Source organism: Hymenobacter daecheongensis DSM 21074, from assembly GCF_900141805.1.
In the GTDB taxonomy this organism is placed as follows: Bacteria; Bacteroidota; Bacteroidia; order Cytophagales; family Hymenobacteraceae; genus Hymenobacter; species Hymenobacter daecheongensis.
In genome coordinates this window covers 73,543-86,614 of sequence record NZ_FQYN01000006.1, presented here as the reverse complement: position 1 = coordinate 86,614, position 13,072 = coordinate 73,543, and the positions used below count along the sequence as shown (strand labels likewise).

Here is a 13,072-nt window from a genome sequence, read left to right as displayed (position 1 = left end):
TGAGCGTTTTGCAGCTAGCGGCGCTGCACGCGCTGGGTGGTCTGGCGGCCCGCGCCGCGCACCGTGAGCAGATAAGTGCCTGAGGCCAGCCGCGCCGGCACGGCCAGCGGCAGCTGGCGGCCCTCGCCCCGTAGCGCGGTGCTGAAAGCCGTGCGGCCCCGCGCGTCGGTGAGTGTGGCCGTGAACCCCGCCCCAATGGGCTGCGGCAGCTGCAGGGTCAGCTTTTGGTCGAATGGATTGGGGTAGGCGCTGCTAAACAAGGGAGCGGGTGCCTCCTTGATTTCTACCGTCACCACGGGCGAGTAGGCGGCGGTGCCGTCGAGGTCGAGCTGGTGCAGGCGGTAGCTGTGACGGCCGGGGCCGGCGGTGCCATCGGTATAGGCATAGCTGCGGGTGGTAGTGCTGGTGCCGGCCGCCTTCACGCTGGCCAGCCGGCCAAAATCCCGCCCATTGGCGGAGCGCTCTACCTCAAAGCTACTGGCATTCAGCTCGCTGGCCGTGCGCCAGCTCAGGGCTACGCCCTGCTCGGTGGCGCGGCCCGTGAAGGCCACCAGCTGCACCGGTAGCGGCGCTATGGCGAAGATGTTGGACGTAAACAGCCCGCGCCCGTGAGTAGCGGCCACCACGCTTTTATCCACTTTGCGCAGGCGCAGCATGTCCACGCGCACATTGGCTAGGTTGGTGTTGGCAGGTGCCCACACCACGGGCGTGGCTGCCAGGTCGTCGGTGGTCCAGGTGCCCAACTCGGTAGCCAGCATGGCGCGGGTGCCGCCCGCCGGATCGAACATCGCCCAGCGCACGGGCATATCCGGAATGTTGCCCTCGGCCGCGGTCCAGGTGCTGCCGCCGTTCACGCTCTGCCGCACGTTCACCACGGCCGCGCCGTAGTTGGCCAGCGTCAGGAGCAGGTGCTGATCGGGGTTGGGCGTGGCCGTGCCGCGCTCCACGGCCACGCACGACACGGATACGCTGAAGGCATCGGAGTACAGCGTACTGACCGTGGGGGAGGCCCCGGTGGCATTGTCGATGCGGATGACGCGGCCCGCATCCGTACCCACATACACCCGGTTATCGACATTAGGCGACATACATACGTGCGTGACGACACCCGAGCCGGCGGGCAGCGCAATGGTACTCAGGGCTGGCCCCAGCGTGGCATTGCCGATGGGGCCGGTAGCCCGAATACAGCGCCGCAGCTGGTTGTTGCCGTAGGCGAAATACAGCACGTTGAATTTGCTGTCGTATTCCATCGGGTTGATGAACGAGCCGCCGTTGTCCTGCGAGATGGTTTCGGGAAAGAAATAGCCGTTAGTCACGTCGTTGCCGCCGGTGGAGGAGCGGTAGATATTGCTGCGCACGTAGGTGGCAAACTGAAACTGCGGCTCGTCCTCATCGATGAAGCAAAACGCGCCGTCGCCGCCGTTGATGTCGCGGCTGGCAAGACCGCCCAACGGTCCAAGCTGCTGGGTGCCATTGTCCTGCGCCCCGGCCAGAAAGTAGTTCACGTTGGTGGGGTGCATGGCCACCGAGAAGAACTGCGTCACGTTCAGGCCGCTGTTGCGGTGTGTGATGGTAGGCGTGACGGCCGTGGCGTTGCTGGTGGTGGCAAAGCCGCCGTCGTTGCCAAAATAGGCCCGCGTGCCCGAGCCCGGCGCAAACACCATTGTGTGGTGGTCGGCGTGCACAAACTGAAAGCCATAGCCGGCATACCAGTGGCTTAGCTGCCGCCAACTCACGGTAGCGGCATCGGTGGCACCGGCATTCGAGGTTTTGAACAGGTCAACCCCTCCCACAAACACCGTATTGGGGTCTGTGGGCGACACGGTCAGGAGCAGGTCGTACCAGCCCTGGCCGCGGGTGAAGTCGGCAGCCGTGATGTCCGGGTCGGCATCGTCGGGTTTGGGCAGGGCCTGCCAGCTGTTGCCGCCGTTGGTAGAGCGGTAGATGTCCAGCAGACCGCGGGTGGAGCTGCTCTGAAAAATGGCGTACACCCGGTTGGCATCACTGGGCGCGCAGGCCAGCTCTATTCGCTCGAAGCCCGAGGTGGGCAGACCGGAGCCGGGCAGCGTATTCAGCCGGGTCCAGCTGTTGCCGTTGTTGGTAGAGCGGTAGATACCATCATTGGGCGAGAAAACCAGCCCCGCCGCCGCATACAGCGTGCCATTGGCGGCGGCTTTCACATCCCCGAAATCATTCACCACAGAGCCGTTGCCGGTGCCCAGCACCTGGGTCCAGGCTACCCCTTTGTTGGTGCTGCGCCAGAGGCCGCTGCGGGTAGCGGCGTAGAGGTGACCGTTGGGAGCCACCGTCAGGCGCTGCACGTAGTAGAAATTACTGTTGTTGGTGGCGGCCAGATGCGTCCAGCTAACCCCATGATTCACAGACTTCCAGATACCCAGCCCCTGCACGGCATCCATGTTGTAGAAGCCCTCGCCCGTGCCGAAGTACATAATATCGGGGCTTTCGGGGTCGGCAGCCAGAGCCGTTACGGCCAGACTGCCGAAGGCATCGTTCACCTGCGTCCAGGTAGGGGCGGCGCTGGCGGCGTTGGTAGTTTTCCAGAGGCCGCCGCCCACCGAGCCGGCCCATACGATATTGCCGGTAGCATCGGCGGGGTCGGGCAGCAGCGCCCGGAGGCGGCCCCCGATGTTGTTGGGGCCTTTTTCGGTCCAGTTGGCGTTGCTCAGGCTAGAGGCGGCGGGGCGCTGGCTGGCCCGCGCTAGTAGTAGCTGCTCAATCTGGGCTTTGGCCACCAGCAGCCGCTCACGGGGTACGGTGCCGGTCTGCGGGTCGCGGGTGAGGGCCACTTCCTGCTGCTGCACCAGATCGGGGCGGTCGGGGCGGCGCTCCGCTTCTTCCCGCTCTCTTTCGCGCTCCTGCAACCGGACTAAGCGCGGCGGCACTGTCGGGGCGGCCTTCCAGACCAGACTACCACTTGCGGCAAGCACCGCCCAGCCGGCTAGCACAACCAGCGGCTTCAAAGCACCAGTAAATATCTTCATAGCACAATGTAATAAAAGTCATTTTAAATATTGTTTAATAAATATTAAAAATAAAAAAAGTGCCAGAGCGTCGGCCCTGGCACTCTTAAATTCTGGCGGTTGCCGGAAACTCCGGCAGCTTTTAGCGGTGTACCACGCGGCGCGTGGCCGTTTCGTTGCCGGCCCGCACCGTGAGCAGATACACACCGGCCGCCAAGCCAGCCGGAGTCGGCACGGCCACCTGCCGGCCCGCCACCCGGCGCGTAGTGCTCAGCACTTTGCGCCCCTGCGTATCGATGAGCGTGAAGGCGACTTCGCCCGTGACGGGGAGCTGAAACTCCACGTTCAACTGCTGCCCGAAGGGATTTGGGTACACACCGTTGAGCAGCTTGTCGCTAATGGAAATACCCGATTTGGAAGCCGTTGGGGTGAATACGTCGGAAGTGAACAGGCCCCGACCGTGGGTGGCGGCGGCAATCTGCTTGTCCGATTTGCGCATCCGCAGCATGCTCACCCGCACGTTGGCCATGCCCAGACTGGCTGGGAACCAGGTGGTGGCAGGCGCCGAAAGGTCATCCGTAGCCCAGATGCCCAGCTCAGTAGCCAGCAAGGCCCGCTGGCTGTTGGCGGGGTCAAACATGGCCCAGCGCACGGGCATATCGGGTAGGTTGCCTTCCACGCTGCGCCAGGTGGTGCCGCCGTCGGTGGTTTCCCACACGCTCACTACGCCATAGTTGGAATACGTGACCAGCAGGTGGTTGTCGTTGCCCGTCTCCACGGCCACGCACGAAACCGAGCCCGTGCCCAGACGAATGTCCGTCAGCACCGGCGTAGCACCAGCGGCATCGTCTATGCGGATAACGCGGCCCCCATTGGTGCCCACGAAAACCCGGCCCCGACCAGTGCTGTTCGGCGACACCGTTACGTGCGTAACGCGGCTCGAAACCGAGCCCGGCGAGAGGGGAATGGTATTGAAGGCCGAGGCGGCGGCGGTAGTGGCATCCGGCCAGCGCAGCAGTTGTCCGGGCGAGTAGCTGGCATACAGCGTGTTGGTCTGGCTGTCGTAGTCGGTCGGGTTGATGAACGAGCCTTCCGTGCCGCTGATGTTCATGGTGCTGAACGAAGCCCCACCATTGACGGAGCGCCGATACTGAGCATATACATAGGACGAGAACTGGTACTGCGGCTCATCCTCATCAATGAAGCAGAACGCCCCATCGCCGCCGGTGGCGGTGGTGGTAGTGTTCAGGCCGGCAGTGGTATATTTCTGGGTGCCATTGTCCTGCGCGCCGGCCAGAAAGTAGTTCACGTTGGTGGGGTGCACTGCCAAGGCGTAGAACTGCGTCACGTTCAGCCCATTGTTGCGCTGGCTGAAGATGGGTGCCAGCGTCGTGCTCATGGCATTGGTCGAAATGAAAACGCCGCCATCATTGCCGAAATAGGCGTGGTTGCCATCCGCCGAAGCAAACGTAATGACGTGATGATCCGCGTGGACGAAGTTGCTGGAGCCGGGAGTAGTGCTCCACACCGATACTTTCTGCCACACCACGGGGTCAGTGTTAGCCGCCAGCGTACGGAAAATATCGAGGCCGGCCACGTACAGCTGATCGGGGTTGGTGGGCGATACGGCCGCGGCCAGATCGTACCAGGCCTGGGAGCTGGCCAGGGCCGTGGTGGTGCCGCCGGGCAGGCTCATGGTGGTCCAGGTGGTGCCGCCGTCGTTGGAGCGGTATAGGCCAAGCACCTGCGCGTTGCTGCTGTTTTCGAAGATGGCGTACACGCGGTTGGCATCGGAGGGGGCGCAGGCCAGCTCGATGCGCCGGTAGCCGGTGGTGGGCAGGCCCGAGGTAGGCAACGTGTTCAGCTTGGTCCAGCTGTTGGCAGCGCCCGTGGTGGAGCGGTAGATGCCGTCCTGCTCACCCAAGCCAGCAGAAACGTAGAACGTATTGTCGGCTCCCAGCTCCACATCAGCAATGCGGCTGGAGGTGGCGCCCACGCCCGCGCCCAGCACGGTAGTCCAGGAAGTGCCGCCGGTGGTGCTGCGCTGCAGACCCGAGCGGGTGCCCGCATACACGTCGCCGCTTACGGGGTGCACCACCAGCTTGGTCACGTAGTGAAACGTAGTGCCAACGGCCGTGGCGGGCAGCTGCGTCCAGGTAGCGCCGTGGTTGGTCGATTTCCAGATGCCCAAGCCGCGGGCAGCATCGGCATTGAAGAAGCCTTCGCCCGTCCCGAAGTACATGGTGTTGGAGTCGCGCGGGTCGAAGGCAATGGCCGTGACGGCCAGCGTGGAAAAGAAATTGTCGACGGTCGTCCAGGTGGGCGAGGCGGCCGTGGCGTTGGTGGTTTTCCAGAGGCCGCCGCCGGCAGCGCCCGCCCACAGCGTGTTGCCGCTGGCATCGGCCGGGTCCACTACCAGGGCCCGGATGCGGCCGGCCACGTTCACGGGGCCGCGCTCGGTCCAGGTGGTCTGAGCGAGGCTGCCGGCCGCTAACCGGCTGGCGGCCCGCTCATTGATGAGGCGCTGGGCGTAGGCCTGGGCCGTTACGAGCCGCTCGCGGGGCACGGTGCCGGTCTGGGGGTCGCGGGTAAGTTCAAATTCCTGCTCCATAGCCAGGTCGGGCCGGTCGGCGCGGTCTTCGTCCTCTTCTTCCGTCTCATTCCGCTCAGCGGCGACATAGAATGCGGGCGTTAAATCCCCTTTTTGCAGTACTAGCGCACCACCCACGGTGGCCGCGCCACCCAGCAACAGTAGGGTACCCCACTGTCGGAATCGAGAAGAAGTTTTCACTAAGCAATAATATTTTTGGTGGAAGATTGCACGCACAACACCTCCAGCCGACCAAAAGGTTGACTGAATTGGTGATTAAATATAGGGCTTCTATCCCTTTATGCCTTACTTTAGCCGGTGCCCTTACGCGCAACAATACCTTGAACAAACTGATTAGCAGCATCTTATCTGCCTTATTTCATCCACTTCTGCTGCCCTCCTATCTGTTTTATGTGGTGTGCTACCAGGTGCCCCAAAGCATTCTAACGCCCTCACTACCCAGTCGTTGGCTGGTGCTGGGTGTGGTGTTCGTATTCACGTTTGTGCTGCCGGCGCTGGGTACGGGTGTGCTGTACTGGTTCGGGCAGCTGGACTCGCTGCTGCTGCGCGAGCGGGCCCAGCGGCCGCTGCCGCTGCTGCTGGCGGCCCTCAGCTTTGGCATGGCCGCCACCGTACTCACCCAGCACGCTTTGTTCGATGCTTTGCTGGGGCAGATGATGGTTGGCATGGCGCTGGCCGTGCTGCTGACGTTCCTGATTTCGCTGAGCTGGAAAATAAGTGCCCACGGCGTGGGTGTGGGCGGCGCGGCCGGGCTGCTGCTGCTGCTCTACCTGAGCGGCCCGCCCGGCTCCGCGCTGCTGGGGTGGCTGCTGGGCACGGTGCTGCTGGCAGGCGCGGTGCTCAGCGCCCGCCTGGCCCTGGATGCCCACACGCCCGCGCAGGCCTGGGCCGGCCTGGGGCTGGGGGCCGGCGTAGTATTAGGAATAGGGTTGAGTGTTAAGTTTTAAATGTTGGGTTCGTTAGAACGACTTCTAACACCTAACCCTAAAACTCAACACTTAACATTTCAGACTTGATCAGCGCCTGCACGTCGGCGCGGTCGAAGTCGGCTTCGGTCTGGATGTGGGGCATCAGGCGGCGCATAATCTGCTCCTGACGCTGGCCGTTCTGCCAGGCTTCGGCGTAGGGCGTGTGCGAAAAAGTGACCTGCGAATAGAGCGAAAGCCACTGGCCGGGATACTGGGCCGAGAGCTTGCTCTCGATTTTCTTCTGCAGCAGAAAGCGCGGATCGGCCACCCGGTCGCGCATCTCCTCGAAGTTGTACACGGCCAGCTCGGCCATGGCATCGGCATTGGGCTTGCGCTGGCGCTGAAACTGGTCGAAGATGACGGCCCAGTCCGGGCCGTGCTGCTCCAGCAGCTCGTTCAGTACGGTACAGTCCTCAAAGCCGGCATTCATGCCCTGCCCGTAGAAGGGCACGATGGCGTGGGAAGCGTCGCCGAGCAGCACCACATCATCATCGAACGCCCACGGGAAGCAGCGCACCGTGACCAGTGAGCCCACCGGGTTCTGGAAAAACTCCTGCTGCAGCTCGGGCATCAGCGGCACCACGTCCGGAAACACTTCCTCGAAGAACGCCTGCACTTGCGCCGGGGTCTGGAGCGCGGCGAAGGAGTGCAGACCTTCGTAGGGGAAAAACAAGGTGCAGTTGAAAGAACCGTCGAGGTTGGGCAGCGCAATCATCATATACTGGCCGCGGGGCCAGATGTGGAGCGCGTTTTTCTCCAGCCGCCACTCGCCGCCGGGGCCGGCCTCTATGTTCAATTCCTTGTAGCCGTATTCGAGGTAGCTCTGCGAATAATTGAACCGGTCGGTGCGCTGCAGGGCGGCCCGCACGGCCGAATACGCGCCATCGGTGCCGAAGAGGCGGCGAAACGGCTGCGTGTGCTGCTCGCCCGTGCCGGCATCGCGCAGCGCCAGCGTGCGCTCCCGCAGATCTACGCCCAGGCACTGCTGATCGAAGCGCAGCTGAATGCGCGGGTTGGCCTCGGCCAGATCCAGCAGCGTACGGTTCAGCCCGGCCCGCGACACGGAATAGATGGCCTGCTGATCTTGGCCGTAGGGCTGAAAGCTCAGATTGCCGTGCGCGTCGTGCATCACGCGGCGATACATCGGAATGGCCACGCGCCGGATTTCGTCGCCTACGCCCACGCCTTCCAGCGCCCGCCAGCCGCGGTCCGAGAGGGCCAGGTTGATGGAGCGCCCCTCCACCGGGCCGGCTTTGCGCGGGTCGGCGCGGCGCTCATATACCGTCACCTCGTGTCCGCGCCGGGCCAAGTAGAGCGACAGAAGCGAGCCAACCAGCCCGGCTCCCATAATGGTGAGCGGCTCGGGCGAGGTGAAAGGGGCAGCGGAAGAAGCAGGCATACTGGAAAGCGGAGTCACGAGCGGGATGGATGGGGTACCGGCGAAAGTAAAGCTTTCCGCGCAGTTGGGTGAGCGGGTAAATACGGGACTTGACCGAGGAAGTATCCGGGCCGGGCGTAAATCTGGGCACAATGCTTGTAACGCCTCGTAGCTTTGAATTATTAAAGGAAATAATAGACCAAATACCCACAACATTGAAAGACAAATCTCCCTATCCTTTTACCAGTGCATCCCTCTCTTCAGCTAACCGCATGGGTAGCACCGGCGCTACTTGCCTTGCACTGCCCGCTGCAGCGCAGCCAACCCCTGCCGGAGCAGCTCATGCGGCGCACCTAGCGCCACTCCCCGCCATGCCGCCAGTGGTGGCCGTGGCCGTGGCACACCGTTCGCTCTCAACTGCCGCCGGCCTGCACATCGGCGATTACCGCGTCGGAGATGAAGCCTTTTCGAATCTCTTCGGCCCGCCTGATATTCTATACTAATACTAACCGGGCCGGCAGCACTGATGCATAGCAGCTCAGGGCGCGTCGGCATTGCGGTACTGGTCGGGACCGGAGACAGATGCACCAGGACTTGCTAACCAAAAGCGCGGAATAGAACATGCTAACCCCAGCGGGGCGACATATTGGTAGACAACCGGGAGCAAGAAAAGCCCAAAGCCCCAGCGGGGCGACACTAATTGTTGAACGAAAGTGCCGCCCCGCTGGGGCTTTTGAAACACTTTATGCGAGTTGCTCTACCGATATGCCGCCCCGCGGGGGCTGGCACGTTCTACGCCGCAACTTAGGCTCAGTAGGCAAACATCGGTAGCGAAGGTTGTGCATTCATATAACTTAATAATCAATAGGTTGTATTATAAGTTTTTGTTGATGAGCTGGGGGCTAATTGCTTGTTTAGTAGGCATGACGACTTTAATTTGCGGGGATTTTTCCTTTTTCCACCCCCCGTACTACCAGCTATGTACAAACTTTACCGTTGCCTCCTGCCCCTGCTGTGTCTATTGCTCAGCGGCCCGGCACTGTGGGCCCAAAATGCCATTTCCATCAGTGGAGTGGTTCAGACTGAGGCCGGCGAGCCGCTGCCCGGCGCTACGGTTTTCATCAAAGGCACTTTCATCGGCAGCAGCACCGACCGGGATGGCAAATTTGTACTGAAAGCCGATTTCACCGAGCCGCCCGTCATTATTTCCGTGTCGTTTGTGGGCTATGAAACCCGCGAGCTGGGCGTTTCGCAGGCCAAGCAGGAAGTGCGCGTGGTGCTGCCCGTGAGCACCAACCTCACCAACGCGGTAGTAGTATCGGCCTCGCGCGTGGCCGAAACCATCACGAAGGTGCCCGTCACCATTGAGAAAGTGAACACGCGGCAGGTGGAAAGCCTGACCACGCCCGATCTGCTGGCTGGTCTGGCCCGCTTCCGGGCCGTAGATGTGAGCAGCTCCAGCCTGCTGACCTCCAGCATTAGTACGCGCGGCTTCAACAGCTCCCGCTCGGAGCGCGTGATTCAGATGGCCGACTACATGGATACGCAGCTGCCCAGCCTGAGCAACAACTTCGGCAACCTGCTCGGCATTCCGGATCTGGACGTGGAAAGCATTGAAATTGTGCACGGTCCGGCCTCGGCGCTGTACGGGGCCAACGCTTTCAACGGCGTGATTCTGTTCAACTCCAAAGACCCCTTCGTGAGCGAGGGCCTGAGCGTGCGCCTGCGCGGCGGCAACCGCGACCTGCTCGACGGCCAGCTGCGCTACGCCAAAAAGCTGACCGACCGCCTCGCCTTCAAGCTGACCGGCGGAGCCCTGACGGCTAAAGACTGGCTGGCCGATAACCAGGACCCGACCTCCGTTCTGATTGAGCCCAACAACCACGCCGCCAACTCCAACCTGGGCTACGATGCTGTGAGCCGCTACGGCGACATCGGCACCACTTTCGGCCCCTCGGGCGGCGCGCTGAACGGCCAGACGGTATTCCTGCCCGGCTACTCGGAAAAAGAGTTGATTGTGGGCAACCAGAAGGCCCACATCTATAAAATAAACCCGTCGGTTTCGTATCTGCTGACCGACAACGTGAAGGCAACCGTGGACTACAAGTTCACCAATAGTAACACTATCTTCCAGGGAGCCAGCCGCTACCGCTTCGAGAACAGCGGCAGCCACCAGGGTCGGGCCGAGGTGAAGGGCACCAACTGGTTTGTGCGCGGCTACACCACGCAGGACTATTCGGGCAAGCGCGACCCCAGCACCGACGGCTCCTACAACCTGGGCTTCCTGGGCGGCTTCCTGCAAACCCAGGTGGTGCCCGGCTTCACCGTGCCGGTGAACCCGGCAGACCCGGCCGGTGCCCGCCGGCCCGGCACCTACGCCGAGCGGTACTTTGGCACGTATGCGCAGATCTACAACGGGGCTTTCCTCACCAACGGCCGCAACGCCGAGGCGGCGGCGGCCACGGCCCGCGCTTATGCCAACGCAAATGCGCCGCAGCTGCAGCCCGGCACGCCGGAATTCGACGCGGCCCGCGACAAAATCATTCACGACGGCACGCCCGGTAAGGGTGCCCGCATTATTCTGCGCTCCATCATGAACGACGTGAGTGCGCAGTACAACTTCAAGCTCAGCTTCGCCGACCTGATTCTGGGCGGGGCCTACCGCAAGTTCCGGCTGGGCTCCGATGGCTCGCTGTTCTCCGATACCAAGGACGGCAACCGCCTGCAGAACCACGAGTACGGCGGCTACGCCCAGCTGACCAAATCACTGTTGGCCGAGCGACTGAAGCTCTCGGTGGCGGGCCGGGTAGATGAGTTCAAGAACTTCGCGCCCGCCTTTTCGCCCCGCGCCTCGGTGGTGTATTCGATGGGCAGCGAAAACCAGCAGAACTTCCGCGCCAGCTACAACCGCGCCTTCCGCGCCGCTACCCAAACCGACCAGTACATCCGCCTCGATGTGGGCCGGGCCGTGCTGCTGGGCAACATCACCAACGGCTTCGATGGCTACACGCTGCGCGGCGCCCCGTTTCGGGCCGATAAGCTGCGCCTGGAGCAGGTAAACACCGCCGAAGTAGGCTACCGCGCCCAGATTGCCAGCAAGGTTTCGCTCGATGTGGACTACTTCCGCAGCAGCTACGACGACTTCATCGGCACGCAGACGTTCATTGGCAACCCGGACGGCACGCGCCCTACCACGCCGTCGTCTACACCATCGGCTGCTAACCCCAACGTACGGGTATTGCAGATTTCGGCCAACGTGAAGCAGAAGGTAAAAACCCAGGGCGCTTCGCTGGGCCTGGGCTACACGGTGGGCACGCCACTGGTGCTGTCGGCCAACTACAGCTTCAACGACCTTATCTCCAAAGACTTGCCCGAAGGCTTCCAGGCGTTCTTCAACACGCCCCGGCACAAGTATAACTTCGGCCTGAGCGGCCTGGCCCTGAGCCGCAAGCTGGGCTACACCGTGAACTACCGCTGGACCGACTCGTTCATCTACGAGTCTACGTTTGCCACCGGCCGCGTGGCTGCCTACCACACCATAGACGCGCAGGCCGGCTACAATATCACGGCCCTGCGCACCACGCTGCAGGCCGGCGTATCCAACCTGCTCGATGCCGGCAACGTGCAGACTTACGGCAGCGCCGGTATCGGCCGCATGGGCTACGTGGGCCTGCTGTTCGACATCAAGTAAGCCTCCCTCTTTTTCTAAAAAGGGCCTTATGCAGCGTGCATAAGGCCCTTTTTTGTTTTTCGGCCGCTTTCAACGCTCCGTCACCAGCCGGAAGGTGAGGTTGAGGCGGGGGCCGGTGGGCACGGCGGTTTTGGGCACCGCGTGCAGCCAGTGCTGCTGAGTAGAGCCGCGCATGAGCAGCAGGCTGCCGGCGGGCAGCAGCAACGACACCGGCTCGTGGAGCAGCTGCTGCGGATGGCGCGGCCGGAAACGAAACCGCCGCGCTGCCCCCAGGCTGACGGAGGCAATGACGGGCGCGGGGCCCAACTCGGGTTCGTTGTCAGCGTGCCAGCCCATGCTATCCTGGCCGGTGCGGTAGAGGTTGAGCAGCACGCTATTGAACGGGCTGCCGGCGGCGGCCTGCACCTGTTCGCGCAGACGGAGCAGGGCGGGAGTCCAAGGCTGGGGCTCCAGGGCGAGGCCGGAGTAGGCGTAGCGGGCCGCAGGGTCGCCGTACCAGGCGGTGAGGCGGGGCTGCAGCACGGGTTTGCCAAACAGCGTTATCGGCTCCTGCCGCCAGGCAATGGTGGCCGTCAGCTCCGCGAGCAGCGCTTCGGCGGCCGGCAAGGGCAGAAACTCCGGGTCGAGCAGCACTTCAGCCTGGGGCAGGGGCAGCAATGACAGCGACATAACAATCAGGTTTTTAACGCCGAACACCGCCGCATGGCCGCTAAACTACCATTAGCAACAGCACCCAGGCAGCCGGGGGCCACCTTATTTGGCCAGCGGCAGCAAGTGCGGCAACGCCCACATATACAGCCCAATCAGGGCCATGCACACCAGCAGCGCCGACAGCCACGGCCGACTCACATAGGGCCGCGCCCCCACGTAGCGGGGCCAGAAAAAGAGCAGATACGCCAGCACCGCCACCAGATTGATAGCCACACTGACCAGCTGCGTGCGCAGCCCCAGCGCGTAGGTTTGCATAAGCCACTGCAACGCATACGAAGAGGCCAGCATGAGGCCCAGCATAAACATCACCACGGCCAGCCCCTTCCGACCCTCTTTCAACCTGAACATATTGATGGCCAACAAAATACCTCCTGCCAGAAACGAGAAGAACATCGAAAACATGGCAATGGTCACCGGCGAGTACAGCACGGGGCTATCCGGCGCGGCGGCCACCTCCGTCTGCCGCTCGGCCAGCTGGCGCACTTCAGCCGCCTGAGCAACCTGGGCCTGCACCACCGCTTCCAGCTCCGGGCGCACCTGGTAGTCCTCGGGGTGGGGCTGGCCGCGGCGGGCCAGCTCGTCGAGGGCGGCCAGTACGGCATCGTCGCGGTACTGGGCGCGGCCGGTCACGTAGTGGTGCAGCTCGGCGTCGGTTTTGCGGGCCATTTTGTCCGCGTATTCTTCGGCCATGATTCGGGTAAGCTAAATTGAACGGCGCGGAAGCGCCATCAG

7 protein-coding genes are annotated in these 13,072 nt (G+C 62.8%); 2 read left to right on the top strand and 5 right to left on the bottom strand.

The window, feature by feature from the left end; translation table 11 throughout:
- Window positions 1-14: 14 nt before the first annotated feature.
- Complete coding sequence (locus BUB62_RS12515; RefSeq protein WP_143164146.1) at window positions 15-3,002, bottom strand: hypothetical protein; 2,988 nt, start codon at window positions 3,000-3,002, stop codon at window positions 15-17.
- Window positions 3,003-3,123: 121 nt separating this feature from the next.
- A complete protein-coding gene (locus BUB62_RS12510; protein ID WP_143164145.1) occupies window positions 3,124-5,772 on the bottom strand; it encodes a T9SS type A sorting domain-containing protein in 2,649 nt (882 codons plus the stop codon).
- Between the two features lie 140 nt (window positions 5,773-5,912).
- On the opposite strand from BUB62_RS12510, the gene BUB62_RS12505 reads away from it, so the two are divergent.
- Window positions 5,913-6,539 (top strand): hypothetical protein, encoded by a 627-nt coding sequence (locus tag BUB62_RS12505; RefSeq protein ID WP_073110555.1) that lies wholly within the window; start codon window positions 5,913-5,915, stop codon window positions 6,537-6,539.
- Window positions 6,540-6,576: 37 nt separating this feature from the next.
- On the opposite strand, the gene BUB62_RS12500 is transcribed toward BUB62_RS12505, so the two are convergent.
- Complete coding sequence (locus BUB62_RS12500; protein WP_073110554.1) at window positions 6,577-7,959, bottom strand: FAD-dependent oxidoreductase; 1,383 nt, start codon at window positions 7,957-7,959, stop codon at window positions 6,577-6,579.
- A 958-nt stretch (window positions 7,960-8,917) separates the two neighbouring features.
- Between BUB62_RS12500 and BUB62_RS12495 the strand changes: the two genes are divergently transcribed.
- The gene (locus BUB62_RS12495; protein ID WP_084539042.1) at window positions 8,918-11,629 is read left to right on the top strand and encodes a TonB-dependent receptor; all 2,712 of its coding nucleotides are present in this window, start codon (window positions 8,918-8,920) and stop codon (window positions 11,627-11,629) included.
- Window positions 11,630-11,698: 69 nt separating this feature from the next.
- Here the strand turns inward: BUB62_RS12495 and BUB62_RS12490 are convergent, their stop codons facing one another.
- Together BUB62_RS12490 and BUB62_RS12485 are read right to left on the bottom strand one after the other, a co-directional pair.
- Window positions 11,699-12,298, bottom strand: coding sequence for an alpha-ketoglutarate-dependent dioxygenase AlkB family protein (locus BUB62_RS12490; protein ID WP_073110962.1), 600 nt, complete (start codon window positions 12,296-12,298; stop codon window positions 11,699-11,701).
- Between the two features lie 84 nt (window positions 12,299-12,382).
- Entirely contained in the window at window positions 12,383-13,030 is a 648-nt protein-coding gene (locus BUB62_RS12485; RefSeq protein WP_073110551.1) for a hypothetical protein, read from the bottom strand.
- Between the last annotated feature and the right edge of the window lie 42 nt (window positions 13,031-13,072).